This window comes from Shinella sp. 838 (assembly GCF_029623935.1).
In the GTDB taxonomy this organism is placed as follows: domain Bacteria; phylum Pseudomonadota; class Alphaproteobacteria; order Rhizobiales; family Rhizobiaceae; genus Shinella.
In genome coordinates, this window is the sequence record NZ_JARSBQ010000002.1 from 418,479 (window position 1) to 444,640 (window position 26,162).

The following is a 26,162-nucleotide window of genomic DNA, read 5'->3' on the forward strand; positions in this document are numbered from 1 at the left end:
GTGGCCGGCAGGCCGGATGAGGGGTGGATCGCTAAATCCGCGGCAGATAGGTCTGGTAGTCGAAATCCGACACCGTGCGCAGGTAGACGATCGCCTCCTTGCGCTTCGTGTCGCCGTAGAGCTTCTGGTACTCCGCCCCGAACGCGTCCTTGATGAAGGGCGAAGCGGAGAACTCCTCGACCGCCGTCAGGAAGTCGTGCGTCAGGCGCTTGGCGTCCGGCGCGTCCTTGCCCGGCTCGGTTACCGGACCCGGATCGAGCGTCTCGTCGAGCCCGAGCAGGATGCCGCCGAGGATCGCGGTCAGCAGCAGGTAGGGGTTCACATCCGCGCCCGCCACGCGATGCTCGACGCGCGCCGCCGGACCATCCTTGTCCGGAATGCGGATGGCGGTGCCGCGGTGGCCGAAACCCCAGGTCAGATCGACCGGTGCGAACGAACCCGGCTGGAAGCGGCGGTAGGAATTGGCGAAGGGCGCGAAGACGAGCTGCGCATCGCGCATCGTCTGCAACATGCCGGCGCAAACCGATTTCAGCTTCACCGGATCGCCGCCCTTGGCATCCAGAATGTTCTTGCCGTCCTTGTCGATGACGCTGCAATGCACATGCAGGCCCGAGCCTGCCTGGTCGGCATAGGGTTTTGCCATGCAGGTGGACTTGAGACCGAAGCGGCGTGCAGCCTGTTCGGCAATGCGCTTCAAGTAGATGCAGTCGTCGGCGGCGGCGAGCGCGTCCGGCCGGTGCAGGAGATTGATCTCGAACTGGCCGGGGCCGAACTCCGCCGTCGTCGCATCCGCCGGCAGGTCCATTTCCTTCGCCCAGGCCCGCACGGTCTGGAGATAGTCGTCGAGCGCGTCCGTCGCCCGCATGTCGTAGAGCTGGAAACCGTTCGGCTCGTCGCGGTACATCAACGCCGCCGGCGGACGCGGCTTGCCGGTCACGCGAAAATCGTCCTCGACCAGGTAGAACTCCAGTTCCGTCGCGACGACGGGCGTCAACCCCCTGTCTTCGAACCGCTTCAGCATGCGGGCGAGAATGGCGCGCGGGTCCATGAAGGTGGGCGTGCCGTCGAATTCGTGCATGGTGGCGAGCACCTGGCGCGATCCCTCGGGCGCCCAGGGCATGGCGGTCAGCGAACGGCGGTCGGGAATGCACACGCCATCGGGATCGCCGACGGAAAGCGAGAGGCCCGTGATGTCGTCATTGTCGTCGCCCCAGATGTCGAGCGACTGGGTGGAGGAGGGCAGGCGCACCGAACCATCCCAGATTTTCTTCTCGCCTTCGGGCGGAACCTGCTTGCCGCGGAGGTCCCCGTTCATGCCGACGAGGAGGATTTCGATACGGGGCGGGGCATTGGCGGGCGGCGAACCGGCTGCCGTCTTGTGGTTTGTCATGGTGCCTGCTTTTGGTTTGGCGGGAAGCATGGACAAGAAAATTTGCTTTCGCTCGATCTCTTGCCAAATGCCTGTTGTATGGGCATTTTCGTAACCCATTCTGTCCCGCCGTTCAATAAGGCGGGATCTACCCCCAAGGATGTAGTCAAATGTCGAACAGCAGTGCAGCAGCCGTTTCCAACCTCGGAGCCCTCGACGCCGCCCATCATCTTCACCCCTTCTCGGACATGAAGAAGCTGAACGCGACCGGCACCCGCATCATCGAACGAGGCGAGGGCTGCTACATCTTCGACAACCACGGCAAGCGCTATCTCGACGGCTTTGCCGGCCTCTGGTGCGTCAACATCGGCTATGGCCGCAAGGAAATCGCGGACGCCGTCGTGCGCCAGATGAACGAGCTGCCCTATTACAACACCTTCTTCGGCACCACGACGCCGCCGGCCGTGCTGCTCGCCCAGAAGATCACGTCGCATGCCGGCCCGAACATCAACCGTGTCTTCTTCACCGGCTCCGGTTCGGAGGCCAACGATACGTGGTTCCGCATGGCCCGCGTCTACTGGGGCGCCATGGGCAAGCCGACCAAGAAGGCGATCATCGCCCGCAAGAACGGCTATCACGGCTCGACGGTTGCCGGCGCGTCGCTCGGCGGCATGAAATGGATGCATGAGCAGGGTGACCTGCCGATCGAGGGCATCCACCATATCGACCAGCCTTTCTGGTATGCCGAGGGTGGCGATCTCACCTCGGACGAGTTCGGCCTGAAGGTAGCCCGCCAGCTCGAAGAGAAGATCGACGAGCTCGGTGAGGACAACGTTGCCGCCTTTATCGCCGAGCCGATCCAGGGCGCGGGTGGCGTCATCGTGCCGCCGGCCACCTACTGGCCGGAAATCGCTCGCATCTGCAAGGCGCGCAACATCCTTCTCGTGACCGACGAAGTGATCTGCGGCTTCGGCCGCACCGGCCACTGGTTCGGCCATCAGCATTTCGGCGTCGAGCCTGACCTTGCGCCCATCGCCAAGGGCCTGTCCTCCGGCTACCTGCCGATCGGCGGCGTCATGGTGTCCGACCGCGTCGGCAACGTGCTGGTCGAAGAAGTCGGCGATTTCAACCACGGCTTCACCTATTCCGGCCACCCTGTCTGTGCGGCCGCGGCGCTGGAAAACCTGCGCATCATCGAGGATGAGAAGCTCGTCGAGCGCGTTCACGACGACATCGGCCCCTATCTCGCTGCGGGTCTCAAGTCGCTCGAAGACCTGCCGATTGTCGGCCAGGTCCAGCAGGTCGGCCTGATGGCCGCCGTCCAGCTTGCCGAGGATAAATCGAGCCGCAAGCGCTTCGAGGACAAGGAAAAGGCCGGCGTCACCGTGCGCAACCATTGCCTGGAAAACGGCCTGGTGCTGCGCGCCACCGGCGACCGCATGCTCTTCTCCCCGCCGCTCGTCATCACCCATGCGGAAGTCGACCAGATGATCGACATCACCCGCAAGGGACTGGAGCACGCCTGGAAGGTGATGACGGCCTGATCGGCCTCATCACGCGGTCCGAAGGCCGAGATGCTCGGCCATCGGATTAAAATCCCTGTCGGCATGGAGCAGGCTGTGGCCATGCTCCATGCAATAGGTGCCGATGATGAGATCGGCGGTCTTGCGGATGGTGATGCCTTTTGAGCGCAGTTTGCGGTAATTGCGCGCGGCTTTGACCGCTATCTCCGGAGAGAGCATCGGTACGACCGTGAACCGCGCCAGTCTCTTCTGAATGTTTGCGGCATGTCGGTCGTTCTCTGCTCCTCGGAGAACCTCCAGAAGAATGACGTCACCCATGATGATATCGGAACCGGCAGACAAGATTTTTAGCCGCGCGGTTTCGGGCGTCAGGATTCCACGGATAGCCGCAATCCAGACCGAACTATCGGCAATGATCATTGCGCCGCGTCTTTACCGAAGTCCTCAGAAGGATCGATATCGGTTCGCATCGCGTCGAGGTCGCCTTCCCACCCGATTCCCCACAGCTCATCCAATGCTTGCCTTCGGTAGCCGTTTTCAACGAACTGGCGAAGCGCCAGCTCGACGGTCGCCTTTTTCGTCGGCAAACCAGAGAGCTCCATCGCCTTGGCGATCAAGTCGTCATCAAGTTCGATGTTCGTGCGCATGCTGACCTCGTGTGCATGAGGAGGGGTGATTCTACACCAAGGCGCGACTGCTCACAACAACGTCACTGAAACGCCGTCTCGAAGAAGCTCCTGAGCTTGCGTGAATGCAGCTTCTCCGTCGGCATGCCTGCGAGCTTCTCCAGCGCCCGGATGCCGATCCGCAGATGCTGGTTCACCTGCGTCCGGTAAAATGCCGTCGCCATGCCGGGCAACTTCAGTTCGCCGTGCAGCGGCTTGTCGGACACGCAGAGCAGGGTGCCGTAGGGCACGCGGAAGCGGAAGCCGTTGGCGGCGATGGTCGCGGATTCCATGTCGAGCGCGATGGCGCGGGACTGGGAGAGGCGTTTGACGGGGCCGCGCTGGTCGCGCAGTTCCCAGTTGCGGTTGTCGATCGTCGCCACGGTGCCGGTGCGCATGATGCGCTTGAGGTCATAGCCCTCAAGGCCCGTCACCTCTTCCACGGCGCTTTCCAGCGCAACCTGCACCTCCGCCAGCGCCGGGATCGGCACCCAGACCGGCAGGTCGTCGTCGAGAACGTGGTCCTCGCGCACATAGGCATGGGCGAGCACGTAGTCGCCGAGCGTTTGGCTGTTCCTGAGGCCTGCGCAATGGCCGAGCATCAGCCAGGCATGCGGACGCAGCACGGCGATGTGATCTGTGATCGTCTTGGCATTGGAGGGGCCGACGCCGATATTGACGAGCGTGATGCCGCCATGGCCCTTCTTCTTGATATGGTAGGCCGGCATCTGCGGCAGGCGGGCGAGCGTCAGATCGGTCTCCGGCTTGTCGGCGCCGGCGGGCGTGACGATGTTGCCGGGCTCGACGAAGGCCGTGTAGCCGTTGCCACCTTCGGCCATCTGCAGGCGTGCCCAGGCGCAGAACTCGTCGACATAGAACTGGTAGTTCGTGAAGAGCACGAAGTTCTGGAAATGGTTGGCGCTCGTCGCCGTATAGTGGCTGAGACGGGCGAGCGAATAATCGATGCGCTGCGCGGTGAACGGCCCGAGCGGCGAGGGCTCGCCGGGACCGGGCTCATAGGCGCCGTTGGCGATTTCGTCGTCGGTGGTGGTGAGGTCCGGCGCGTCGAAGAGATCACGCAATGGCAGCTCGATGCCCTCGGCGATCTCCGCCTCGACATAGGCACCTTCGCCGAAGGCGAAATGCAGCGGGATCGGCGTCGTCGATTCCGATACCACGACGCGAACGCCGTGGTTGCGCATCAGGAGGCCGAGCTGTTCCTTGAGATAGTGCCGGAAGAGCTTCGGACGGGTGATGGTGGTCGTGTAGACGCCGGGCGAGGCGACATAGCCGTATGAGAGCCGGGAATCGACATGGCCGAAGCTGGTCGTCTCGATGGAGACCTGCGGGTAGCAGGCGCGGAACCGCTTGTCGGGCGTACCGTTCTTGCCGAGCGAGACGAAGGCATTCGTCAGAAAGGTCGTGTTGCGGTCGTAAAGGGCCTGAAGGGCATCGACCGCGGCCACCGGATCCTCGAAGGAACGGGGCTCATAGGGCTCGGGCGTTGCGAAGGAAAGGGGCCTGGGGGAGAAGATTCGTTTGCTCATGAATCACTATAAGTGTTGTTGTTTGACAAGCAAACGACAACTTCAGCGCGCCCGCAAGCCTCAGGACCGATCGACATTCAACCCGTGCCGTTTGCAGGCCGGTACGGGCTGAATGTCGATCGGTCCTAGCGCGGGGCTGCCAGAATGATGCCGGCACCGACCAGCGCCAGCGCCGCGCCCGCCGCATCGAAGCGGTCGGGGCGAAGCCCCTCGGCAAGCCAGAGCCAGAGGAGCGAGGCGGCGATATAGACGCCGCCATAGGCCGCATAGGCGCGGCCGGCAAAGGCGCTGTCGACCTGCGTCAGCAGCCAGCCGAAAAGCGCGAGCGAGACCATACCGGGCACGAGCCACAGAATGGACTTGTCGAGCCGCCACCACGCCCAGAAGGCGAAACATCCGGCGATCTCGGCAAGGGCCGCAAGGGAAAAGACGAGAAGGGATTTCATCCGGGCTCCAGGGGCAGGCGTTCGATCTGCGCTCGGCCCGCTCCCGGATTTTTACCGAAGGGCTATGCGCTGGCCTGACCGGTTTAGCACGGACGGCAGAAGGGGAAAGCGTATTCTCAGCTCATCGACTGGCGCTGGAGCGTGACGAAGAGCACGAGGCCTGCGCCCTGTTTTTCGATGCCGAGGCCGCCGGCATTGCTCCAGGCGAGCGCGCCGACCGGGGTGATCAGCATCGCCGAGAGGGCGAGAATGCGCAGGGCCGTGGCGCAGGTATGGGTCAGGGCGGTCGTCATCGCGGCGTGTTCCGGCGTCTTGGGGAAAGGATCAGAGCGAGGCGCGGCACATGTCCGGCGCCATGCAGGCGACGAGCTTGCCCGTGGTGTTGTGCGTGCTGCGGCGGTAGTCGGTTTCGACAGCGGCGGCGAGCATGATCGCGAAAATGGCCATCAGCAGGGTGATGATCGTCAGGCGGCGTGCGAGGATGTCCATGGTGTCGTCCCTCAGTGAAATGTTTCAGTGTGGCCCTTGTCGCATTGCGGGACTGAACGCTCCCTGAGAGGTCGGTTCATCTCCCGTTCAGGAAAGCTGTGATCGCGCCAAAAGGGGGGAGGGAGCAGGCCGCGCGGAGCGGCGGCAGGCGCGGCGCATGTCCAGAATGCCGTCGCCCATCACGCGAGGCGATTGGCATACACCGAGCGGTTCTGAAGCCCGTGTTCGGCCTGAAAGGCCGCTGTTTTCATCTGGGAATGCAAATCGGCAGCGGCAAGGGCGGAGGGCCTCTGCACAGAGCCGCAGTCGGGCGGGTACACCGGCGCCGGGGCGCCGGCCGGTTTCTTCACCCCTGTCCGTTCAAAGCCGCGACCAGGTCTGCGACTTGCAGAGCACCTTCAGGACGCAGCCCTTCATCTTCAGCGAATTGCCGCTGACCGCGCCGGAGCCGCTATAGGTCTTGTCCGCGGCCGGGTCGGTGATCGAACCGGAATAGTCCACGCCGGCGCCGTCCAGCTTGCCAATGCGCTTGCCGGCGAATTTCCCGGTTTTCAATGTGATGCAGAAACTGCCGCCGCATCTGGCAATTGCCGCGGTCTCGCCGCTGGCGGTCTTCCAGTTGCCCTCGATCGGCTCGGCGGCGAGGGCCGTGCCGGGAACGGCGAGCAATGCCGCGGCCATCCATGTCTTCAGGTTCATGTGCTTCCTCCTCCAGAATGCGGTGGAAATAGTGTCTTACGCGAACGTAAAAGTAAACATGCTGGAAAGGCGGATTCGTGCGCGGTCTTTGATGCTGGCGGTGTGGAAAAATGCGCCCTGGAAAAACCCGACCGGTTTGCGTGGTTAGCGAAAGGTTGAAATCGGCGGTTGAACAATCGGTAAATTTTGAAGCAAATGCCGTGGTTTCCAGCGCTTTCGATGTTTAACGAAAACCCAATTTTACCAAGCGTTTGGACTTTGTTTGTCTCAAATTAAGCATGCATTTTAAGCGCATTTTGAAAGGCCCGCGGCATAGTGGAGCCATAAGACGAGCAGGGAAAACCCGCCGGCAAAACTCTGACGGAAGACCAAGGCCGCACAAGACGGCAGGCGCCGGAAGAGGCCCGAAAGGGCAGGTAAAACAGGACAATACGAGCAGAAAACCAGGTAGACAGGGACAATCGAAATGGCACGCTTTGACTTTCAGAACACCGAAACGGCCGCCATGACGGGCGGCGAGAACCGAGCCGAAATCTTCTGCGACATGGGCCTCATGTATGCCACCGGCCGCGGCTGCGCCGTCGATGTGGTACAGGCACACAAATGGCTCAACATCGCCGCTATCAAGGGTTGCGAACGCGCCGCGGAGCTGCGCGCCGACCTTGCCGCGACGATGACGAAGACCGACCTCGCCCTGGCGCTGCGCGCCGCCCGCGAGTGGATGACGGTTCATTGACAGGCGACTGGCGAACAGGGAGCAGCGAATAGGCAAGCGTCAAGAAGACCGTGGAAACGGCAACGCCCCAATTTGCTATTCACTGTTCGCTATTTGCTTCAAAACCTGTGGCAACGCTTCCTCAAGCAACGCCATATCGTTTTCCGGCCCGACGCTGATGCGGATGCATCGGTTGAGGGGGGCAACGCCCGGCATGCGGATGAAGACGCCATGTTCCATCAGACCATCGACAATGGCCCGGGCGTGGGTGCCGTCCCGGCCGCAATCGATGGTGACGAAATTGGTGGCGGAGGCGAGGGGAGCGAGGCCGCTGGACCGCGCGATCTGCGAGATGCGTTCGCGGGACGCGGCGATACGGGCGATGACGTCCGCAAGGTAGGCCTGATCCTTCAGCGCGGCGAGTGCCGCCTCGATCGAAATCCGGGCCATGCCGAAATGATTTCGGATCTTGTCGAAGGCCTGCGCATTGCCGAGCGTGCCGATCGCGTAGCCGATCCGCGCGCCGGCAAGGCCGTAGGCCTTCGAGAACGTGCGCATGCGCAAGATGTTCGGCTGGCCGATCAGTGCACTGATCGCCGGAATGGTGCCCATCGGTGCCGTCTCGCCATAGGCTTCGTCGAGAATGAGCAGCGTCGTTTCCGGCAGCGCCCGCGCGAAGGAGACGACGCTGTCGGCGTCCCACCAGCTTCCCATCGGATTGTCCGGATTGGCGAAATAGACCAGCGGCGCGTTTTCCCGCCGCACGGCTTCGAGCAGGCCGTCGAGGTCCTCCCGGTCGTTGACATAGGGCACGGTGACGAGCCGTCCGCCGAACCCGTTCACATGATAGTTGAAGGTGGGATAGCCGCCGAGCGAGGTGACGACCGGCGTGCCCGGCTCGATGACCAGCCGTGCGATCTCGCCGAGCAGCCCGTCGATGCCGCCGCCGATGGCGATGTTGTCGCGCGAAATGCCGTGATGCAGGGCAAGCGCCTCCCGTAGCTCGAAATTCTCCGGGTCGGCATACATCCAGGTGGTGCCGGCGGCGGCGCTCATCGCCTCCAGCACGGACGGTGCCGGGCCGAAGCCGCTCTCGTTGGCGCCGATGCGGGCGCGCACGGCCAGGCCGCGGTTGCGCTCGATGGCTTCCGGCCCGACGAAGGGCACCGTTGCGGGCAGGGACTGGGCGAGGGCGGTGAAGCGGGAGAATGCGGACATGGGACCTGCTGGGATCGATCGACACGGATGCGGGAGGCCGCTGCCGATGCGCCGCAAGACCACGCCGCCGGAATCGGTTTCCCGGCGGCAGCCTAGCCAATAATGCGGGGCGGGGAAACGCTCAGTTGGCTGCCGAGCCGATGCCGGCCTTCTTCTCCACGCCCGTCATGTAACGCCGCTCCGGCTGCTTGAGGCGGCCGGTAATGCCGCCGGTGAAGTAATCCGACCGCACGATCATGCGCAGGAGTTCTTCGTCGATCTCCTTGATGAACTGCACGCCGATGCGGTTGTCGTTGCGGTAGACTTCCGCGCAGCCGATGCGTGAGGTGACACCGACGATGGAAAGGTAATAGTGCAGCGGCAGACCGATCGTCGTGTTGACGATAAAACTCGCGCCGCCGAGCGATATGTCGATCAGCTTGCATGTGCGTGTCTTGGGCGCCATCAGGTCGAAACCGACCGTCATCAGCATGCCTTGCCGGTTGACCGCGAACCGTTCCCATTTCCGTTCGTAGAGGCCTGCGCCTATGCGCTGCTTTGCGTCGTCACTCATTGCCGCTTTCTCCCAAAGAGGACGTCATGTCCGACAGAGACGGGCAGAGTGTCGCAGGCGATTATTTTGTTTCGTTAAAACAAATGCTTAAAAGTTTAAGTGTTCCGCTTTTCGGCACAGCCGCCGCTCAGGCGTCGTGGTCCTGGGGCGTCCGGCCGAGCACGAGGTCGAGAAAATCCGCATCGAGAAACATGTTGAAGCGCACCACCAGCTCCTCGCCGTCGCGCTTGAACTCCGTGCAGGGGATCTCGTCGCGGATGCCGTGGATCTCCAGATAGAAGTTCTCCGGCAGGGTCAGCGCTTTGTTGATCGAAAGCACCGCGCCGGCGCTGGAAATGCTGCGGATGAGGCAGGTGTAGCGCATCGCCGTGCTGAGGTGATGGCCGATCGGCGTGACGAAGCCCGGCCTGTCGATGCGATACTGGACGAAGCTGCGCTTGGGGTGGCGCAGGCGAAGCTGGTCGTGGATGTGTTCGAGGGGCATGGCTCCCTCCCGCTCCTGTGGCTCGTGACCGAGTGTACCGAAACGGGATGGACAAAACGTGAAGACGGCCGCTTGCATTCGAGCAAGCGGCCGTCGGAGCCGGAAAAGCCGGAATGGCTTACTGGAAGGCCTGGAGACCCGTCTGGGCACGGCCGAGGATAAGGGCGTGGATGTCGTGAGTGCCCTCGTAGGTGTTGACCGCCTCGAGGTTCATGACGTGGCGGATGACGCCGTATTCGTCCGAAACGCCGTTGCCGCCGTGCATGTCGCGCGCGACGCGGGCGATGTCGAGCGCCTTGCCGCAATTGTTGCGTTTCATCAGCGAGATGAGTTCGGCCGGGGCGCGGTGCTCGTCGAAGAGGCGGCCGAGGCGAAGCGCGCCCTGCAGGCCGAGAGCGATCTCGGTCTCCATGTCGGCGAGCTTCTTCTGGATGAGCTGGGTGGCGGCGAGCGGCTTGCCGAACTGCTTGCGGTCGAGCGTGTACTGGCGCGCGGCATGCCAGCAGAATTCGGCGGCGCCCATGGCGCCCCAGGCGATACCGTAGCGGGCACGGTTGAGGCAACCGAAGGGACCGGCAAGGCCGGCGACCTCGGGCAGCAGGTTTTCCTCGGGCACGAAGACGTCCTGCATCATGATCATGCCCGTCGCCGAGGCGCGCAGCGAGAACTTGCCCTCGATCTTCGGCGTCTCGAAGCCCTTCATGCCGCGCTCCAGTACGAAGCCCTTGATCTTGTTGTCATGCGCGTCGGACTTCGCCCAGACGACGGCGACATCGGCGATCGGCGAATTGGTGATCCAGTTCTTGGCGCCGGAGATGAGGTAACCGCCATCGACCTTCTTGGCGCGGGTGATCATGGAGGAGGGGTCCGAGCCGTGGTCGGGCTCGGTGAGACCAAAGCAGCCGACCCATTCGCCGGAGGCGAGCTTCGGCAGGTACTTCTTGCGGGTCTCTTCCGTGCCAAAGGCGAAGATCGGATGCATGACGAGCGAGGACTGCACGGACATGGCCGAGCGGTAGCCCGAATCGACGCGTTCGACTTCGCGCGCGACGAGGCCGTAGGAGACGTAGTTGGCGCCGACGCCGCCATATTCTTCCGGAACCGTCGGGCCGAGCAGGCCGAGTTCGCCCATCTCGCTCATGATCTCGCGGTGGAAGATCTCGTGGCGGTTGGCTTCGGTGACGCGCGAAGCGAGCTTGTCCTGGCAATAGGCGCGGGCCGTGTCGCGGATCATGCGCTCTTCGTCGGTGAGTTGGTCCTCCAGGAGGAAGGGGTCTGCCCAGTCGAAGGGCGCCATCTTGGCGCGGGCCTGCTGTGGGGTGGCGCTGTGATGCTCGCTCATGGATGTCCTCCTGTCGCGGTTTTGTCGTTGCAGAAGTGCTACATCAGCTTGCCCCTCTCCGAAAGGCCGGGAACGAACCGGATCGGCAAACGCTTTGGCTATTTATGAATGCCCTCATGAGCCTGGAGAATGAGCCGTCCCCCGCATTTTTCCCGTTTTGCCTTGATCCTGCCGCGCCGGATGAGCAAGTAACCTGACGATGAGCAATTCCACGAAAGAGAGGCCAAGCATGCGGGACCGCTTCAAGCGATCGGTCGAACGGCTGCTGCCGACCGAAGCGCGGCTGGGTGACCTGTTCTGGCCGTTCCAGCGCAGTCCGGAGCGCAAGGCGCCCGCCACCCGTCGCCGTCCGGCCGGCTCCTCCGGGCTCGTTGAAGTCACCGGCTTCGGCAGCAATCCGGGCTGCCTTCTGATGTTCGAGCATATTCCGGAGGGGCTTCCGGCCGGCCGACCGCTGGTTCTGGTGCTGCACGGCTGCCGGCAGGATGCCGAAAGTTATGATCGGGCAGCCGGCTGGGCGTCGCTTGCCGAAGAGCGCGGCTTTTCGGTCGTCTATGCCCAGCAGCGCGAGGCGAACAATCCGCGGCTCTGTTTCACCTGGTTCCGGCCGAGCGAGGTGACGCGCGACCGCGGCGAGCTGATGTCGATCCGCCAGATGGTGGCCCATACGGCCGAACGCGCGACAAGCGATCCGGAGCGCATCTTCATCACCGGTCTTTCCGCCGGCGGCGCGATGACGGCGGCGATGCTCGCCAACTATCCCGAGCTCTTTGCCGGCGGTGCGATCATCGCCGGGCTGCCCTTCGGTGCCGCGCGCGACGCCACCCGCGCCTTCGATGCCATGGGCGATGCGCCGGAAAGGAGCCCGCGCGAATGGAGCGATCTGGTGCGCGCCGTCTCCCCGCGCATGGCGCGCAAGCCGGCCATCTCGATCTGGCACGGCACGGCGGACGAAACCGTTGCGCTGTCGAACGGCCTCGCGCTGGTCGAACAATGGCGCGACCTCTACCGCCTGCCGAAGGAGGCCTTCGTGGAAAAGCGCATGAAGGGCCGTCGCACGCGCATCTGGCCCGACAAGGAGGGCAAGCCGCTCGTCACCTTCCACGAGATCGACGGCATGGGTCACGGCACGCCGGTGGAGCGCGGCGAGGGCGGCGGTTACGCCGCTGCCATCGAACCCTTCATGCTGGAAACCGGCTTTTCCTCGACGCTGGAGATTGCGAAAGCCTGGGGCCTGACGCGCAAGTGGAAGCGGTAGGCGGCGCCTATGCCAGCAGCCACTCGTGCTCCTTGGCGTTGTGGAACTTCCACACGCGCTTCGGCCCGGCCATCACGTTGAGATAATAGAGGTCATAGCCGTGGATGGTGGCGCAGGGATGGTAGCCCTTCGGCACCAGCGTCACGTCGCCATCCTCCACCGCCATCGCCACGTCGAGCGAACGGTCGTCCGTATAGACGCGCTGGAACGCGAAACCCTGCGGCGGGTTGAGGCGGTGGTAATAGGTTTCCTCCAGGAAGCTTTCGTGCGGAAGATTGTCCTGGTCGTGCTTGTGCGAGGGGTAGGACGAGGTGTTGCCGCTCGGCGTGACCACCTCCACGACGAGCAGCGAATGGGCGGAATTGTCGTCTTCCGGCATGATGTTGTGGACATGCCTGACATTCGAGCCCTTGCCGCGGCTGACCTTTGGATGCGTGCCCGGCGGAATGGCCTTGGCCTTGTGGTTGCCGCCGCCCGGGGCCGAGCAGACGGCAAGTTCGAGATCCGTTTCCGCCGTCACCGACCAGTTGGAATCGGCCGGGATGTAGAGTGCATGCGGCGCGCCCTCGAACGGGCTCATGCGTTCGCCGAGGATGCCGAAATCCTGGCCCGCCGCCGTCGCCTTGCCCTTGCCGGAGATCCACACGAGGCAGACCTCGCGGCTTCCCGTCTCGGCGGCCAGGATTTCACCCGGCTTCATGCGGTGCACGTCGAAGCCGACATAGGTCCAGCCGGCGCTTTCGGGTGTCACATGGCTGACGCGGCCATGGTAGCCTTCGGGTTTGATGAGCAGGGTCGACATGGGCTTCTTCCTTTCAGTCGGCATCGGGGGAAGGGTTATCCTTTCGGAAACCCTTCCGTCTCCACGGTATAACCCGCCGCCGTCATGACGCGCATCAATTCCGCATACCCGACCTCGGCCATCTTCTGCGGCGGTGCCGTGCGCGGGTCCTGCTCGGCCTCGACGACGAACCAGCCTTCATAGCCATAGTCGGCGAAACGCTGCACGATGGCGCCGAAATCGAGCGAGCCGTCGCCCGGAACGGTGAAGGCGCCCAGCGCCACAGCATCGAGGAAGGACTGTTTCGTGCGGTCGAGCCCGTCGACGACGGAACGGCGGATGTCCTTGACATGCACATGGTTGATGCGGGCATGGTGGTTGTCGATGGCGCGCAGCACATCGCCGCCGGCAAAGGCGAGATGGCCGGCATCGAGTAGCAGCGGAATGCCTTCGCCCGAATTCTTCATGAAGGCGTCGAGTTCCGGTTCGGTCTCGACGACGGCGGCCATGTGGTGGTGATAGGACAGCGGCATGCCCTGGTCAGCGCACCATTCGCCGAATTCGGTGAGGCGGCGGCCATAGGCCTTCATCTCGTCGTCGGAGAGTTTTGGCTTGGTGGCGAGCGGCTTGGAGCGGTCGCCCTGGATGGAGCGGCCGACTTCGCCATAGACGATGCAGGGCGCATTGACCGCCTTGAACAGGTCGATCATCGGCAGGATGCGATCCTTGTTGGCCGAAAGCGCCTCGTCGACCAGCGTGCCGGAGAACCAGCCGCCGCACAGCGTCACGTCGGCCGCACGCAGGATGGGCAGCATGACGGCCGGGTCCTCGGGAAAGCGGCGGCCCTTCTCCATGCCCGTGAAGCCGGCGCTGCGCGACTGCCGCAGGCATTCTTCCAGGGATACGTCGTCGCTGAGCTCCGGAAGGTCGTCGTTCCACCAGGCGATGGGCGACATGCCGAGTTTGGCTTTCATTATCGTCTCCTTGCGGGAGGCAACGGCCTCCCTTGTCCTTGTTGCTCCCTCCCTCGCTTCGGTCATCCCCGGATTTGACCCGAGGATGACCGAAGCGAGGGAGAGCGTTGTCTGTCCTAGCCGATCCGCTGGGCTTCGAGCGCCTTCACATAGGCCTCGCGCGCGGTGTTGACCTCGTCGCGCGCGCTCACTTCGGGAACCGCGACATCCCACCAGTGGCCGCCGTCCTTTGTGGTGATCAGCGGGTCGGTGTCGATGACGATGACGGAGGTGCGGTCGTTGCCCTTGCTTTGCTGGATGGCCGTCTCGAGATCGGCGATGGAGGAGACCTTGACGGCGACCGCGCCCATGCTTTCGGCATGCGCCCGGAAGTCGATATCCGGCATCATCTCGATCATCGAGTCCTTCAGGAGGTTGTTGAAGTTCGCGCCGCCGGTCGCCATCTGCAGCCGGTTGATGCAGCCATAGCCGCGGTTGTCGAGTACGACGATCGTCAGTTTCTGGCCGAGCATGATGGAGGTCGACAGCTCGGAGTTCATCATCATGTAGGAGCCGTCGCCGACCATGACGACGACATCGGCCTCCGGCCGCGCCAGCTTGACGCCGAGGCCGCCGGCAATCTCGTAGCCCATGCAGGAGAAGCCGTATTCCATGTGGTAGCCGCCCGGCTTCACGGCCTGCCACAGCTTGTGCAATTCGCCCGGCAGGCCGCCGGCCGCGCAGACGAGAACCGAATTCTCTCCGCCGATCGACCGCTGCACCGCGCCGATGACCTGCGCATCGGAGGGCAGGGCCGCATTGGTGGCGGCGGTTGCCCGGTTGGCGGCGGCCATCCATTCCGCCTTGCGGGATTTTGCGGCCGCCTCCACCGCTGCCGGGGCCTTCCAGCCGCCGAGCGCCTCGGAGAGCAACGTCAGGCCCTCGCGCGCATCGGCGACGAGCGGCTGGCTGTTGTGCTTGGCGGCGTCGAAGGCGGTGGTGTTGAGGCCGATCATCGTCACGGCATCGTTCTTGAACAGCGCCCAGGAGCCGGTGGTGAAGTCCTGCATGCGGGTGCCGACGGCGAGGATGACGTCCGCCTCCTCGGCAAAGGCATTGGCGGCCGAGGTGCCGGTGACGCCGACCGAACCCATGCAGAGCGGATGGTCGTCCGGCAGCGCCGACTTGCCAGCCTGGGTGACGGCGACCGGAATGCCGTGCATGCCGGCAAAGGCCTTCAGCTCGGCGGTCGCCTGCGAATAGAGCACACCGCCCCCGGCGATGATCAGCGGCTTTTCCGCCTTGCGCAGCGTGGCGATGGCGGCGGCTAGCTCGTCGCTGTCCGGGCGCGGCCGGCGCTGCGTCCAGACCTTCTGCGCAAAGAGGCTTGTCGGATAGTCATAGGCTTCGGCCTGCACGTCCTGGCAGAGCGAAAGCGTCACCGGGCCGCAATCGACCGGATCGGTGAGGACCTGCATGGTGCGCTTCAGCGCGGGGATGATCTGCTCCGGCCGGGTGATGCGGTCGAAATAGCGCGAGACGCAGCGGAAGGCGTCGTTGACGGAGACGGTGCCGTCGCCGAAGTTCTCGATCTGCTGGAGTACGGGATCGGGAATGCGGTTGGCGAAGACATCGCCGGGCAGGAACAGAACCGGCAGGCGGTTGACATGGGCGACGCCGGCAGCGGTGATCATGTTCAGGGCGCCGGGACCGATCGAGGTCGTGCAGGCCATGAAGCGCTGGCGGAAGCTCGCCTTGGCGAAGGCGACCGCGGCATGCGCCATGCCCTGTTCGTTGTGGGCGCGCAGCGTCGGCAGGTCTTCGCGCACCTGGTACAGCGCCTCGCCCATGCCGGCGACGTTGCCGTGGCCGAAAATGCCCCAGACGCCGGCGAAGATCGGTACCGTCTTGCCGTCCACGACCGTCATCTGCGCCTTCAGGAAATGTGCGATGGCCTGCGCCATCGTCAGCCGGATCGTCTTTGCCATGGTGTTCCTCCCGAATTCTCTTGCTTGCCGCAATCCCTGACCGGGCGAACCGCCTCGGGTCTTCCGGGATTGCCCTGTCTTTAAAGGCCGCGGGTCCGCAGCCAGGCGTCGGTCAGCGCGCGGAAGCGGTCGGCCATATCCGACACCGCCGCCTCGTCGTCGATCTTTCCCGCCATCCAGGCGCGGGCGGCATCGACGAAGATCGTGCGGCCGACGGCAAAACCCTTGACGGCCGGCGCCACCTTGGTCGCCTCGAAGGCCTTCACCAGCTCTTCCGTCGGCGCCTCGAGACCGAGCAGCACGATGCCGCGGCAATAGCTGTCGTTTTCGGCGATGACGGTCTCGATGTTCTCCCAGGCGCGGCTGGACGCCTGCGGCTCCAGCTTCCACCAGTCCGGCTTGATGCCGAGATCGTAGAGCTCCTGCATCGCCCTCGACACCGTATCATCCTTGAGCGGCCCGTTCTTGCCCGCGATGATCTCGATCAACAGTTCACGCCCGACGCGGCGCGCGGCTTCGAAAAGCGTGCGCAGCTTCTCCTGCTGTTCCGTCTTGAGCGCGGCCGGATCGTCGGGATGATAGAAGCACAGGCACTTGATGCAATGGTCGAGCGGCCATTCGACGAGCTGCGAGCCGATATCCTGGCTGAACTCGAAGCGCAGCGGCTTGGAGCCCGGCAGTTCCACCGGCCGGCCGAGCCACGAGAAGTTCTGGGTCGCCGCGTCGAAGAAGGCGTCGCGGCCGAAGCGCTCGTCGATCAGCATGCCGTAGCCGGGGCGGCCGTCGGCGACCCGTGCGGCGGCATGGACGGTCAGGCGCTTGAATTCGGAAATCTTCTCGTGCGGCACGCCGAGTTCGTCGGCGACGTCGACGAGCTGCATGCGATGGTCGCAGGCAAGCGCCATCAGCAGCGGTATGTCGTCCTGCTTGCGGTTGGTCGCCCAGTGGATGTGGTTGATCGCCTCGTCCTTGCGCAGCGCCCGGTGTTTGCTGCCGTTTTCCAGGAAGTAGGTCAGCTCATCCCAGCTTGGATATTCCGGCGAGCAGAGCAGGCGCGAGACGGCAAAGGCACCGCAGGCATTGGCCCAGGTGGCGGAGGTCTTGTGATCCTCGCCCTTCAGCCAGCCGCGCAGGAAGCCCGACATGAAGGCATCGCCCGCGCCGAGCACGTTGTAGACCTCGATGGGAAAACCCTGGCCGACGACGCCGTCCTCCAGATCGTCGGAGATCGGGCCGTCATAGACGATGCAGCCCATGGCGCCGCGCTTCAGCACGATCGTCGCGGCCGAGACGGCACGGATGGCTTTCAGTGACGAAAGCACGTCGTCGGCGCCCGACGCGATCATGATCTCTTCCTCGGTGCCGACGATGAGGTCGCAATCCGGCAGCACGGATTTCATGATGGCGGAGACACGATCGGACTTCACATAGCGCTCGAAGCCTTCTGCATGGCCGGCAAGGCCCCAGAGGTTCGGGCGGTAGTCGATGTCGAAGATGACCTTGCCGCCACTCGCCTTGGCAATGCGGATCGCCTTGCGCTGGGCAGCCTCGGTGTTGGGGCGGGAAAAATGCGTGCCGGAAACGAGAACCGCGCGGGAGGAGCGTACGAAGGCTTCGTCGACGTCGCCCTCGTCGAGGGCCATGTCGGCACAGTCGGTGCGCACGAAGATCATCGGCGAGATGCCTTCGGCCTCGATGGCGAGCAGCACGAGCGCCGTCAGCCGCGCCTTGTCGGTCTTGATGCCATCGACATCGACGCCTTCGCGGGCGGACTGTTCGCGGATGAAGCGGCCCATCTGCTCGTCGCCGACGCGGGTGATGAGTGCAGACTTTAGGCCGAGGCGGGCAGTGCCGATGGCGATGTTGGCAGGGCAGCCGCCGACGGATTTGGCGAAGGAGGCGGTATCCTCCAGGCGCGTGCCGAGCTGCTGGCCGTAGAGATCGACGGACGAGCGGCCGATCGTGATGACGTCGAGCGTCTTGTCCTGGCCCTGGTCGCGGTCAGTGTGCGGCATGTCTTCCTCCCGGTCTCGCGGCGCCGTCATTCGGAGTGCGGCGGTCCGTGAAGAAAATGAAACATGAATTCCATTATTATGTCAATTCGGAATATTCATTCCGTTTCCATTCTGCAGCATTTCACTTCGAGGATCGCATGAGGCTGCGCCGCTTCTCGGCAATGGCGACCGGCAGCGCCATGGCAAGCGCCATGGAGGCCGAGAGCGAACGGAAGCCGGCATAGTCTGCCTCGGAAACCTCGAACCAGTGGGTGGCCGACGCGGCGAGGGGGGAGAAGACCGAGTCGGTGATGGCGACGATCGGCACGCCACGGGCGGCCAGTTCCTGTGCCTGCGTCAGGCTTTCGGCGGCATAGGGGGCGAAGCTCGCGGCGATCACCGCATCCTTGCCGGTAGCGAACTGCGCCATCTCGGCATCGATGCCGTTCGGCGAGGCGATGATCTGATGGCGGATGCCGAGCTTGCCGAGAGCATAGGCGATATGCGCCGTCAGCGGATAGGAGCGGCGCTTGGCAACGAGATAGATCGTCTCGGCCCGCGCCAGGAGATCGACCGATCTCGAAAAGGTTTCGCCGTCGATGGTGCTGGCAAGCCGCGCGACGGACTGGCTGGCGGCGGTCAGGAAGCCGGAAAGCAGCTCCGTGTCGCTGTTGGATGCCGGCCCCGCCTCGAGGGAGAGCAGGCGCTCCTCGTAGGAGAGCGTACGGTCGCGCAGCCGGGCGCGAAAGACGTTCTGCAGATCGGAAAAGCCTTCATAGCCGAGATGGTGGGCAAGGCGCACCAGCGTGGAAGGTTGCACGTCTGCTGCCGTCGCGATGCTCGCCGCGGTGCCGAAGGCCATCTCGTCCGGGTTGGAAAGCGCATAGGCCGCCACCTGCGCCAGGCGCTTGGGCATGCTCACCTTGCGCTCGATGATGACGCTGCGCAGGCTGTCGAAATCGCGCGGTACACGCGCAAGGGCCGCTTCGGTGCTGTTCATGGTTCTATCCTCCCTCGTGCGGCCATTCTGCGACAAACGAAATAAATATTCCATATTTCCGGAAAAGATAGTTTTCGTTCCAAATCTTTCCCGCTATGCATGGAGCCGAAGACGCCATGCGGCGAGATATAGAGCAAATCCGGCGCGAATGCGTAACGGTTTTGCGGCCGCATTCGCGTGGAAAGGCAACCCCGGCAGGTGGAGGAGACGGCATGAAGGCCTTGGGAATAGGACTGATCGGTACCGGCTACATGGGCAAGTGCCATGCGCTCGCTTGGAACAATGTCAGCGCGGTCTTCGGCGATGTTGAGCGCCCGCGTCTCGTGCATCTGGCGGAAGCCAATGCGGAGCTTGCCGCCAGCCGCGCCCGCGAATTCGGCTTTGCGAAATCCACTGCCGACTGGCGCGCGCTGCTTGCCGATCCCGACGTCGACGTGATCTCGGTGACGACGCCGAACCAGTTCCACGCAGAGATGGCGATCGCCGCGCTGGAAGCGGGAAAACACGTCTGGTGCGAAAAGCCGATGGCGCCGGCGCTGGCCGATGCCGAGCGCATGCTTGCCGCCCAGCGTTCTTCCGGCAAGGTCGCGGTCATGGGCTACAACTATATCCAGAACCCGGTCCTGCGGCACATCCGCTCGCTCATCGACGAAGGTGTGATCGGCACGGTGAACCATGTCCGCGTCGAGATGGACGAGGATTTCATGGCGGATCCCGAGGCGCCGTTCTACTGGAAAAGCGAGGCTTCGTCCGGGTATGGCGCGCTCGACGATTTTTCCGTGCACCCGCTTTCGCTGCTCTGGAGCCTGTTCGGCCATGTCGAGGCGGTGATCGCCTCGCTGGCAAGGCCCTATGCCGACCGTCCGCTCAAGGAGGGCGGCCGCCGCGCCGTGGAGAACCACGATATCGCCAGCGTGCTGATGCGCCTTCCCGGCGGCATTTCCGGCGTGCTGATGGCCAACCGCTCTGCCTGGGGACGCAAGGGCCGCATTGCGCTGCAGATCTACGGTTCGAAGGGGTCGATCCTTTTCGACCAGGAGCGCATGAACGAGTTCCAGCTCTATACGGTGGACGGTCGCGCGACCGAGCAGGGCTTTTCCACAATCCTGACGGCCCCGCACCACAAGCCCTATGACCGGTTCATTCCGGCCCCCGGCCATGGCCTTGGCTTCAACGATCTCAAGATCATCGAGTGCCGCGAGCTGATTGCCGCCATCGCGGGCATGGCCTCGCATTCCATCGACTTCAATCACGGCCTGCGCATCGAGAAGTCGGTGCATGCCATGGCGCAATCTTTCCGCGAAAGCCGCTGGGTCGAGATCGCCGCAGCGTGACCTTTCGGCGGCCGGACCAAAAAAATCCGGCCGCCCGCACATTGAAACGGTGGGGGCCATACGTAATACTCTCGGCAATAATGCCGGAGGGAAGGGCATGAGAAAGCAGATACAGAGACGCTGGGCGCCGGTCCTCTTCGTCTCGATTGCTGTCGTCGTGTTCAACGCGAACGCCGCAGAGGCGAAGCGCGTTGCACTGCTGATAGGCAATCAGAAATACGAAGAGACCGCCCAGCTCAACAATCCTGCGAACGATGTGGAGCTGATGCGCGCCTCGTTCGAGAGCGCAGGCTTCGATTCCGTCAAGACCGTTCTGGATCTCGACCGCTCCGCCATGGTGAAGGCGCTGCGCGAGTTCGAGGACGAGTCCGTCGATGCGGACATGGCCGTGGTCTACTACTCCGGCCACGCCATGGAGATGAACGGGATCAACTACCTGATCCCCGTCGATGCAGCGCTGAAGAGCGACCGCGACGTCGAGGACGAGAGCGTCGCCATCGACCGCGTGCAGCGCTCGCTGGAGGGCGCCAAGAAGCTCAAGCTCTTCATCCTCGATGCTTGCCGCAACAACCCGTTCTCCGCCTCGATGACACGCTCGATCGGCACCCGCGCCGTCACGCGCGGCCTTGCCCGGGTCGAGCCCGAATCGGCCGACACGCTGATCGCCTTCGCCTCCAAGGCCGGCACGGTGGCGCTGGACGGCGAGGGCAAGAACAGCCCGTTTGCCACCGCGCTTTCGAAATACCTGACGGAACCGGGCCTCGACGTGCGCATCGCGCTCGGCAAGGTGCGCGACGAGGTGGTGGAAGCCACCAACCGCGAGCAGGAACCCTTCGTCTATGGTTCGCTCGGCGGCGCGCAGATCTTCCTGAACATCAAGGAAGTGAACATCAACGTCACCAACAGCGGCAACACGCAGGAGATCTCGCCCAACGGCCAGTCCGAAGCGGCTGCCGACTGGCAGAACATCCGCGACCTCGCCGACGAAGACCTGATCAACGCCTTCATCGAAAAGCACGGCAAGGATCCGGTCTACAAGATGCTGGCGGAAAAGAAGCTCGCCAGCCTCAAGGAGGCCACCCAGAACGATGGGCAGGATGCGGCCGGCATCGCATGGGAGGCCCTGAAGGAATCAACGGACGCGGCCGCCCTGCAGCGCTTCATCGAGCGTTATCCCGATAGCCGCCATCGCAGCGACGCCGAAACGCTGATTGCCGCGCTGGAGCCCAAAAAAGGCCTGAGCGTCAACGTGGCCGGCAAGGAAACACCCGCCTCGCGCGACTGTTTCCTTCTTGCCGGCGAGCCGCAGTCGCTGCCCGGCTTCATGGGCGTCAACTTCCTCAAGATCGATGCCAAGCGGGCACTCGCCGCCTGCGCGCAGGCCGTCAACGAGAACCCGTCCGACGGCATGCTCGTCAACCTGCTCGGCCGCGCGCATGACGCCGACCGCAACTATGTCGAAGCCCGCCGCAACTACGAGAAGGCGATCGAGCTCGGCAACATGTATGCCCTGACGAACCTCGCCTGGTTCTCGGTCTACGGCACGGATGGCCCGGTCGATGTCGCCAAGGGCCTGTCGATGTTCGAAAAGGCTTCGACGGCCGGCAATTCCTACGCCCAGGCCTCGCTCGGCTGGCTCTACCGCGAAGGTTATGGCGGCACCCGCCAGGACTATAACGAGGCGGTGAAGTGGTATCAGCAGTCGGCCAACCAGGGCTATGCCAACGCCATGGCCACCATGGGCTGGTTCTACCGCGAGGGCCTCGGCGTCTCGCAGGATTACGTCCAGTCGCTCAACTGGTATCGCAAGGCGGCGGACGCCGGCGACGCCAACGCCATGTCCTCGCTCGGCTGGGCCTACCAGAACGGCCTCGGCACGTCGCAGAACTATGCCGAAGCCAAGGTCTGGTACGAGAAGGCCGCCAATATCGGCGATTCCTACTCGATGGCCTCGCTCGCCTGGCTCTATGACGTCGGCAACGGCGTGAAGCAGGACTATGTCGAAGCCCGCTACTGGTATGAAAAGGCCGCCAATGCCGGCAGCGCCTATGCCATGGGCAACCTGTCTCGCCTCTACGACCAGGGCCTCGGCACACCGGCCGATGCCAAGGAGGCCGTCCGCTGGGCCGCTGCCTCGGTCGAAAGCGGCGACGCCAACAAGCTGAAGGAGCTGAAGGACAACCCGGGCAACTTCACGGTCGCCTTCCGCAAGGAAATGCAGAACCTCCTGAAGGAGCGCGGCTACTACAGCGGTTCCTCCGATGGTGAGTTCGGCGCCGCGACGCTCGCTGCCATCGACAAGCTGGCCACCGGCCGCAACGACAGCAGCTCGCTGACGAACACCAACACGACCACCACCGACAACAGCCAGTCGACGGTGACCCTCAGCGGTTCGGATGCCGACCAGTGCTATGAACTTGCCGGCGAACCGAACCTGCGCCCGGGCTTCCTCGGAAAGCTCTTCGCGCAGATCGACTACGGCCGTGCGATCCCGGTCTGCGAGGCGGCGCTCAATGCCTCCCCGTCGGACAACTCGATCCGCAACATGCTGGGTCGTGCCCACGACGCGGCAAAGAACTTCCCGAAGGCGCGCGAGCACTACCAGAAGGCTGCCGACGAGGGGAACCTCTATGCGCTGACCAACCTTGCCTGGTATTCGATCTACGGCACGGACGGCCCGGTCGACATGGCCAAGGGCACGCGCATGTTCGAGCAGGCCTCGAATGCCGGCAACCCCTATGCCCAGGCCTCGCTCGGCTGGCTCTACCGCGAAGGCTACAACGGCACGCGCAAGGACTATGAAGAGGCCATCAAGTGGTATCGCAAGGCGGCCGAACAGGGTTATGCCAATGCACAGGCCACCATGGGCTGGTTCTACCGCGAAGGCCTCGGTACGGCGCGCGACTACAACGCCTCGCTCGACTGGTACGTGAAGGGTGCCGAGGGCGGTGACGTCAACGCGATGTCTTCTGTCGGCTATGCCTACCAGTCCGGCCTCGGCGTCGCGGTCGACTATGCCGAGGCGCGCAAGTGGTACGAGAAGGCCGCGGCCTTCAACGACTACTATTCGATGGCCTCGATCGGCTGGCTCTACGACGTCGGCAACGGCGTGAAGCAGGACTACGCCCAGGCACGCGACTGGTACGAGAAGGCGGCCAATGGCGGCAACACCTATGCCATGGGCAATCTCTCCCGCCTCTACGACCAGGGCCTCGGCACCCGCGCCAACGCCAAGGAGGCCGCCCGCTGGGCCGCCGCCAGCGTCGAGGGCGGCGACCAGGGCAAGCTGCAGGAACTCAAGGGCTCGCCGGCGAACTTCACGCCGCAGTTCCGCAAGGAGTTCCAGCAGATCCTCAGGGATCGCGGCTACTATAGCGGCCCGATCGACGGCGACTTCGGCACCTCGACGCAGAACGCGATCGACCGCCTGGCCGCCCGCACGTAAACACAGCGCCGGCCCAGCATCCGGAAAGAAAGCCGCCAGTGCCCGAAAGGGCGCTGGCGGTTTTCGTTTGGCGGGAAAAATCATTTAAGGAAACGCCGTTGACCCTCCACCGGGTGGAGACCGCAATAGGACTGCCATGGGAACGAAGTTCTACACGATCGGTGAACTGGCGCGGCTTTCGGGGCAATCCGTCCGCCGCATCCGCTACTATTCCGACAAGGGTCTCCTGCCGCCAAGCGATCGCTCGGCCGGCAATTACCGGATCTACAGCGAGGCGGATGTCGCCCGGCTCGACCTCATTCGCGCCCTGCGCGAAGCGGGCGTCGGCCTCGCCGCCATTGCGCGGTTGCTTGCCCGCCGGCTGACCCTGTCGGATGTGCTGAGCGCCCGGCTCGATGTTCTCGAGGCGGAGATATCAGCCAAACGGCGCATGGCCGCCGTGCTTCGTGCAACACTTCGTCTGCCCAATCCCGCCGATGATGACCTGAGGAGGCTTTGGACCATGGCGAATGTGAGCAACAGACAGATGCAGGCCCTTGTCGAGCGATTCGTCGATCGAATCGCCGACGGCGCGAAGATGGATGCGCAATGGCGCCAGCGCATGATCGAAACGAGCGTTCCGGAACTGCCCGACGATCCGACGCCGGAGCAGGTCGTGGCCTGGACGGATCTTGCGGGCATGCTCGAAGACGAGGATTTCGGTCGCCAGTTGCAGGCGCAGATGGCTGCGTTCTGGAACGGCGCCCTTGATTCGGATGCGTATCGGGAGGCTTCGCTGCGCGCCTATGAGGCCATCCAGGCGGCGATCGCCGCGAATCAGTCGCCAACCGGCAGGGAAGGGCAGGCGATTGCGTCCGCCTGGCTCATCGAATCGGCGCGGGCAATGGGCCGCGTACCCGACGGGGCGTTTCTCGACTGGCACTTTGCCCAGTATGACAACCAGTCTGGCCGCATGGGCCGCTACCGGCAGCTGCTCGCCGTCCTGCGCGGGGACGTCGATACGGCTGCATCGGACAGGGCATGGAGCTGGTTGAACGCGGCGCTGCATGCGCTGCCGTCCGCGCGGCCCTGAAACAGAAATGCCGCACGCGTTGCTGGCGCGTGCGGCATGACAAGCTCGGGAGCGCCCCCTGTGCCAGGGGCGGAGCTTAGAGCAGGAAGTCGCTCGAATAGTAGCGTGTGAGGCCGGCGTCAATCTCGAAATCAGCCCGCCCGTCGCCATTGACGTCACCGGAGATGATCGTGCCCGAATAACGCAGCTCGCCCGCTTCACCGGAAAACGCACTCTTTCCGATGAAGTGGAAGGCGTTGTTGCCGCTTCGGCCGGTGTCGGCGTCGATGCTCTTGAGGTCGATGACGTCGTCTTCGCTCTCCGGCTTGAAGTCGTCGATCACGTCGCGCTGCGAGCCGACCTTGCTGTCGGATGTCTTGATGAAGCGGAACGTATCGGCGCCGGTGCCGCCGACGAGGAAGTCGTTGCCGCTGTCGCCGACGAGCAGGTCATTGCCCGAACCGCCCAGAAGGTCGTCATTGCCCGAACCGCCGTAGAGCCGGTCATTGCCGCTGTCGCCGTAAAGGTCATCATTGCCGCTGTCGCCGTAGAGGATGTCCTTGCCGGAGCCGCCATAGAGCCGGTCGTTGCCGCCGAGGCCTTCCAGCTGGTCGTTGCCGTTGCCGCCGCGCAGCGTGTTGTTGCCGCCGGTGCCGATCAGCGTGTCATTGGAGCGGGTGCCCGTGGCGTTTTCGATGCTCGTCAGTTCCTCGTTGCGTCCGTCGACGGCCTTCGCGAAGCCCTTGTCGAGATCGACATAGATGCCACGGCCCTTCTCGCTGGAGGAATCCTGCAGCGAATAGTTGACCGTGTCGGTGCCGGAACCGCCGTTGAACGCGTTGCGATAGCCGACCGAGTAGAAGGTGTCGTTGCCGCTATCGCCCCAGTAGTCGCTGGACAGGGTCTTCACTTCGAATCGATCGTTGCCGTCGCCGCCGCTGACCTTGTCATACTCACCGCTGGCCTTGGCCGCGCCGCTGTGCTTGTAGACGTCGTCGCCCGAGCCGAGGAAGATATCGTTGCCGCCTTCGAAGCTGTTGCGCACGAGATCGTTGCCGCTGCCGGCTTCCACATAGTTGAGGCCGCCCCGGCTGTCGGTACGGTTCAGAACGATTTCGTCATCGCCGCCATAGGTGTAGATTTCCACCTCGGTGCGGGAGTTCTGGACGACGTAATCATCTCCATTCGTGCCCTTGTATACATAGGCCATGTCCTCGTTCCTTTCTGTACCACGTGCTGTTGTCCGACTTTTAGCGCCGGCAAGCTGAACCGCCGTTGAACAAAGTGGGGAGGCAGAAGGCATTTTCG

The 26,162-nt window shown here is 63.8% G+C and carries 24 protein-coding genes; 6 read left to right on the top strand and 18 right to left on the bottom strand.

Translation table 11 applies throughout. The features are described 5' to 3' along the window. Window positions 1-31: 31 nt before the first annotated feature. A complete protein-coding gene (locus tag P9A16_RS09675) occupies window positions 32-1,390 on the bottom strand; it encodes a glutamine synthetase family protein (RefSeq protein WP_023511893.1) in 1,359 nt (452 codons plus the stop codon). A gap of 149 nt (window positions 1,391-1,539) precedes the next feature. Between P9A16_RS09675 and P9A16_RS09680 the strand changes: the two genes are divergently transcribed. Further along, the gene (locus P9A16_RS09680; protein WP_023511892.1) at window positions 1,540-2,913 is read left to right on the top strand and encodes an aspartate aminotransferase family protein; all 1,374 of its coding nucleotides are present in this window, start codon (window positions 1,540-1,542) and stop codon (window positions 2,911-2,913) included. 9 nt (window positions 2,914-2,922) lie between these two features. Here P9A16_RS09680 and vapC read toward each other — a convergent pair whose 3' ends face one another. The 7 genes from vapC to P9A16_RS09715 form a co-directional block, all read right to left on the bottom strand. After that, complete coding sequence (gene vapC / locus P9A16_RS09685; protein WP_024270732.1) at window positions 2,923-3,312, bottom strand: type II toxin-antitoxin system VapC family toxin; 390 nt, start codon at window positions 3,310-3,312, stop codon at window positions 2,923-2,925. After that, on the bottom strand, window positions 3,309-3,539 hold the full coding sequence (locus P9A16_RS09690) for a type II toxin-antitoxin system VapB family antitoxin (RefSeq protein ID WP_024270733.1): 231 nt from the start codon (window positions 3,537-3,539) through the stop codon (window positions 3,309-3,311). The genes vapC and P9A16_RS09690 overlap by 4 nt, the downstream gene beginning before the upstream one ends. A gap of 62 nt (window positions 3,540-3,601) precedes the next feature. After that, window positions 3,602-5,104: an AMP nucleosidase gene (locus P9A16_RS09695; RefSeq protein ID WP_023516597.1), complete on the bottom strand. Its 1,503-nt coding sequence runs from the start codon at window positions 5,102-5,104 to the stop codon at window positions 3,602-3,604. Between the two features lie 125 nt (window positions 5,105-5,229). After that, the gene (locus P9A16_RS09700; protein WP_023516588.1) at window positions 5,230-5,550 is read right to left on the bottom strand and encodes a YnfA family protein; all 321 of its coding nucleotides are present in this window, start codon (window positions 5,548-5,550) and stop codon (window positions 5,230-5,232) included. A gap of 116 nt (window positions 5,551-5,666) precedes the next feature. After that, window positions 5,667-5,843: a hypothetical protein gene (locus tag P9A16_RS09705; protein ID WP_023516589.1), complete on the bottom strand. Its 177-nt coding sequence runs from the start codon at window positions 5,841-5,843 to the stop codon at window positions 5,667-5,669. Between the two features lie 31 nt (window positions 5,844-5,874). Further along, entirely contained in the window at window positions 5,875-6,039 is a 165-nt protein-coding gene (locus P9A16_RS09710; RefSeq protein ID WP_023516590.1) for a hypothetical protein, read from the bottom strand. Between the two features lie 360 nt (window positions 6,040-6,399). Continuing rightward, a complete protein-coding gene (locus P9A16_RS09715; protein ID WP_023516591.1) occupies window positions 6,400-6,738 on the bottom strand; it encodes a DUF2147 domain-containing protein in 339 nt (112 codons plus the stop codon). A 466-nt stretch (window positions 6,739-7,204) separates the two neighbouring features. Between P9A16_RS09715 and P9A16_RS09720 the strand changes: the two genes are divergently transcribed. Next, complete coding sequence (locus tag P9A16_RS09720; RefSeq protein WP_024270734.1) at window positions 7,205-7,474, top strand: SEL1-like repeat protein; 270 nt, start codon at window positions 7,205-7,207, stop codon at window positions 7,472-7,474. A 75-nt stretch (window positions 7,475-7,549) separates the two neighbouring features. Here the strand turns inward: P9A16_RS09720 and P9A16_RS09725 are convergent, their stop codons facing one another. The 4 genes from P9A16_RS09725 to P9A16_RS09740 form a co-directional block, all read right to left on the bottom strand. Further along, window positions 7,550-8,671 carry a pyridoxal phosphate-dependent aminotransferase gene (locus P9A16_RS09725; RefSeq protein WP_023512393.1) on the bottom strand — a complete coding sequence of 374 codons (1,122 nt, stop codon included), beginning with the start codon at window positions 8,669-8,671 and terminating at the stop codon, window positions 7,550-7,552. Window positions 8,672-8,792: 121 nt separating this feature from the next. Continuing rightward, window positions 8,793-9,224 carry a PilZ domain-containing protein gene (locus P9A16_RS09730; protein ID WP_023512392.1) on the bottom strand — a complete coding sequence of 144 codons (432 nt, stop codon included), beginning with the start codon at window positions 9,222-9,224 and terminating at the stop codon, window positions 8,793-8,795. 127 nt (window positions 9,225-9,351) lie between these two features. Next, window positions 9,352-9,708 carry a hypothetical protein gene (locus P9A16_RS09735; RefSeq protein WP_024270735.1) on the bottom strand — a complete coding sequence of 119 codons (357 nt, stop codon included), beginning with the start codon at window positions 9,706-9,708 and terminating at the stop codon, window positions 9,352-9,354. A 118-nt stretch (window positions 9,709-9,826) separates the two neighbouring features. Next, window positions 9,827-11,050: an acyl-CoA dehydrogenase gene (locus tag P9A16_RS09740; protein ID WP_023513777.1), complete on the bottom strand. Its 1,224-nt coding sequence runs from the start codon at window positions 11,048-11,050 to the stop codon at window positions 9,827-9,829. A gap of 229 nt (window positions 11,051-11,279) precedes the next feature. On the opposite strand from P9A16_RS09740, the gene P9A16_RS09745 reads away from it, so the two are divergent. Then, window positions 11,280-12,308 (top strand): extracellular catalytic domain type 1 short-chain-length polyhydroxyalkanoate depolymerase, encoded by a 1,029-nt coding sequence (locus P9A16_RS09745; protein ID WP_023513776.1) that lies wholly within the window; start codon window positions 11,280-11,282, stop codon window positions 12,306-12,308. 7 nt (window positions 12,309-12,315) lie between these two features. Here the strand turns inward: P9A16_RS09745 and iolB are convergent, their stop codons facing one another. The 5 genes from iolB to P9A16_RS09770 all read right to left on the bottom strand — a co-directional run bounded on the left by iolB (window position 12,316) and on the right by P9A16_RS09770 (window position 19,024). Beyond that, window positions 12,316-13,110, bottom strand: a complete 795-nt coding sequence (iolB, locus tag P9A16_RS09750; RefSeq protein ID WP_023513775.1) for a 5-deoxy-glucuronate isomerase — start codon at window positions 13,108-13,110, stop codon at window positions 12,316-12,318. Between the two features lie 35 nt (window positions 13,111-13,145). Beyond that, complete coding sequence (gene iolE, locus P9A16_RS09755; RefSeq protein WP_023513774.1) at window positions 13,146-14,063, bottom strand: myo-inosose-2 dehydratase; 918 nt, start codon at window positions 14,061-14,063, stop codon at window positions 13,146-13,148. Window positions 14,064-14,179: 116 nt separating this feature from the next. After that, window positions 14,180-16,030 (bottom strand): 3D-(3,5/4)-trihydroxycyclohexane-1,2-dione acylhydrolase (decyclizing), encoded by a 1,851-nt coding sequence (iolD, locus tag P9A16_RS09760; RefSeq protein WP_023513773.1) that lies wholly within the window; start codon window positions 16,028-16,030, stop codon window positions 14,180-14,182. Window positions 16,031-16,110: 80 nt separating this feature from the next. Next, entirely contained in the window at window positions 16,111-18,045 is a 1,935-nt protein-coding gene (locus P9A16_RS09765) for a bifunctional 5-dehydro-2-deoxygluconokinase/5-dehydro-2-deoxyphosphogluconate aldolase (RefSeq protein WP_023513772.1), read from the bottom strand. Between the two features lie 121 nt (window positions 18,046-18,166). Beyond that, on the bottom strand, window positions 18,167-19,024 hold the full coding sequence (locus tag P9A16_RS09770) for a MurR/RpiR family transcriptional regulator (protein ID WP_023513771.1): 858 nt from the start codon (window positions 19,022-19,024) through the stop codon (window positions 18,167-18,169). 212 nt (window positions 19,025-19,236) lie between these two features. Between P9A16_RS09770 and P9A16_RS09775 the strand changes: the two genes are divergently transcribed. The 3 genes from P9A16_RS09775 to P9A16_RS09785 all read left to right on the top strand — a co-directional run bounded on the left by P9A16_RS09775 (window position 19,237) and on the right by P9A16_RS09785 (window position 24,875). Next, window positions 19,237-20,358 carry a Gfo/Idh/MocA family protein gene (locus P9A16_RS09775; RefSeq protein ID WP_278025653.1) on the top strand — a complete coding sequence of 374 codons (1,122 nt, stop codon included), beginning with the start codon at window positions 19,237-19,239 and terminating at the stop codon, window positions 20,356-20,358. Between the two features lie 97 nt (window positions 20,359-20,455). Continuing rightward, window positions 20,456-23,803, top strand: coding sequence for a caspase family protein (locus tag P9A16_RS09780; protein WP_023514735.1), 3,348 nt, complete (start codon window positions 20,456-20,458; stop codon window positions 23,801-23,803). A gap of 136 nt (window positions 23,804-23,939) precedes the next feature. After that, window positions 23,940-24,875, top strand: coding sequence for a MerR family transcriptional regulator (locus tag P9A16_RS09785; protein WP_023515467.1), 936 nt, complete (start codon window positions 23,940-23,942; stop codon window positions 24,873-24,875). 76 nt (window positions 24,876-24,951) lie between these two features. Here the strand turns inward: P9A16_RS09785 and P9A16_RS09790 are convergent, their stop codons facing one another. Beyond that, entirely contained in the window at window positions 24,952-26,064 is a 1,113-nt protein-coding gene (locus P9A16_RS09790; RefSeq protein ID WP_023515466.1) for a calcium-binding protein, read from the bottom strand. Window positions 26,065-26,162: the final 98 nt, after the last annotated feature.

Excerpts from the sequence above, each read along its gene's own strand:
- P9A16_RS09785 (WP_023515467.1), top strand. The coding sequence starts at position 23,940 with ATGGGAACGAAGTTCTACACGATCGGTGAACTGGCGCGGCTTTCGGGG.
- P9A16_RS09770 (WP_023513771.1), bottom strand. The coding sequence starts at position 19,024 with ATGAACAGCACCGAAGCGGCCCTTGCGCGTGTACCGCGCGATTTCGAC.
- iolE (WP_023513774.1), bottom strand. The coding sequence starts at position 14,063 with ATGAAAGCCAAACTCGGCATGTCGCCCATCGCCTGGTGGAACGACGAC.
- P9A16_RS09715 (WP_023516591.1), bottom strand. The coding sequence starts at position 6,738 with ATGAACCTGAAGACATGGATGGCCGCGGCATTGCTCGCCGTTCCCGGC.
- P9A16_RS09710 (WP_023516590.1), bottom strand. The coding sequence starts at position 6,039 with ATGGACATCCTCGCACGCCGCCTGACGATCATCACCCTGCTGATGGCC.
- P9A16_RS09775 (WP_278025653.1), top strand. The coding sequence starts at position 19,237 with ATGAAGGCCTTGGGAATAGGACTGATCGGTACCGGCTACATGGGCAAG.
- P9A16_RS09745 (WP_023513776.1), top strand. The coding sequence starts at position 11,280 with ATGCGGGACCGCTTCAAGCGATCGGTCGAACGGCTGCTGCCGACCGAA.
- P9A16_RS09695 (WP_023516597.1), bottom strand. The coding sequence starts at position 5,104 with ATGAGCAAACGAATCTTCTCCCCCAGGCCCCTTTCCTTCGCAACGCCC.
- P9A16_RS09730 (WP_023512392.1), bottom strand. The coding sequence starts at position 9,224 with ATGAGTGACGACGCAAAGCAGCGCATAGGCGCAGGCCTCTACGAACGG.
- P9A16_RS09735 (WP_024270735.1), bottom strand. The coding sequence starts at position 9,708 with ATGCCCCTCGAACACATCCACGACCAGCTTCGCCTGCGCCACCCCAAG.
- P9A16_RS09720 (WP_024270734.1), top strand. The coding sequence starts at position 7,205 with ATGGCACGCTTTGACTTTCAGAACACCGAAACGGCCGCCATGACGGGC.
- P9A16_RS09725 (WP_023512393.1), bottom strand. The coding sequence starts at position 8,671 with ATGTCCGCATTCTCCCGCTTCACCGCCCTCGCCCAGTCCCTGCCCGCA.
- iolD (WP_023513773.1), bottom strand. The coding sequence starts at position 16,030 with ATGGCAAAGACGATCCGGCTGACGATGGCGCAGGCCATCGCACATTTC.
- P9A16_RS09705 (WP_023516589.1), bottom strand. The coding sequence starts at position 5,843 with ATGACGACCGCCCTGACCCATACCTGCGCCACGGCCCTGCGCATTCTC.
- P9A16_RS09690 (WP_024270733.1), bottom strand. The coding sequence starts at position 3,539 with ATGCGCACGAACATCGAACTTGATGACGACTTGATCGCCAAGGCGATG.
- P9A16_RS09680 (WP_023511892.1), top strand. The coding sequence starts at position 1,540 with ATGTCGAACAGCAGTGCAGCAGCCGTTTCCAACCTCGGAGCCCTCGAC.
- P9A16_RS09790 (WP_023515466.1), bottom strand. The coding sequence starts at position 26,064 with ATGGCCTATGTATACAAGGGCACGAATGGAGATGATTACGTCGTCCAG.
- vapC (WP_024270732.1), bottom strand. The coding sequence starts at position 3,312 with ATGATCATTGCCGATAGTTCGGTCTGGATTGCGGCTATCCGTGGAATC.
- iolB (WP_023513775.1), bottom strand. The coding sequence starts at position 13,110 with ATGTCGACCCTGCTCATCAAACCCGAAGGCTACCATGGCCGCGTCAGC.
- P9A16_RS09780 (WP_023514735.1), top strand. The coding sequence starts at position 20,456 with ATGAGAAAGCAGATACAGAGACGCTGGGCGCCGGTCCTCTTCGTCTCG.
- P9A16_RS09675 (WP_023511893.1), bottom strand. The coding sequence starts at position 1,390 with ATGACAAACCACAAGACGGCAGCCGGTTCGCCGCCCGCCAATGCCCCG.
- P9A16_RS09765 (WP_023513772.1), bottom strand. The coding sequence starts at position 18,045 with ATGCCGCACACTGACCGCGACCAGGGCCAGGACAAGACGCTCGACGTC.
- P9A16_RS09740 (WP_023513777.1), bottom strand. The coding sequence starts at position 11,050 with ATGAGCGAGCATCACAGCGCCACCCCACAGCAGGCCCGCGCCAAGATG.
- P9A16_RS09700 (WP_023516588.1), bottom strand. The coding sequence starts at position 5,550 with ATGAAATCCCTTCTCGTCTTTTCCCTTGCGGCCCTTGCCGAGATCGCC.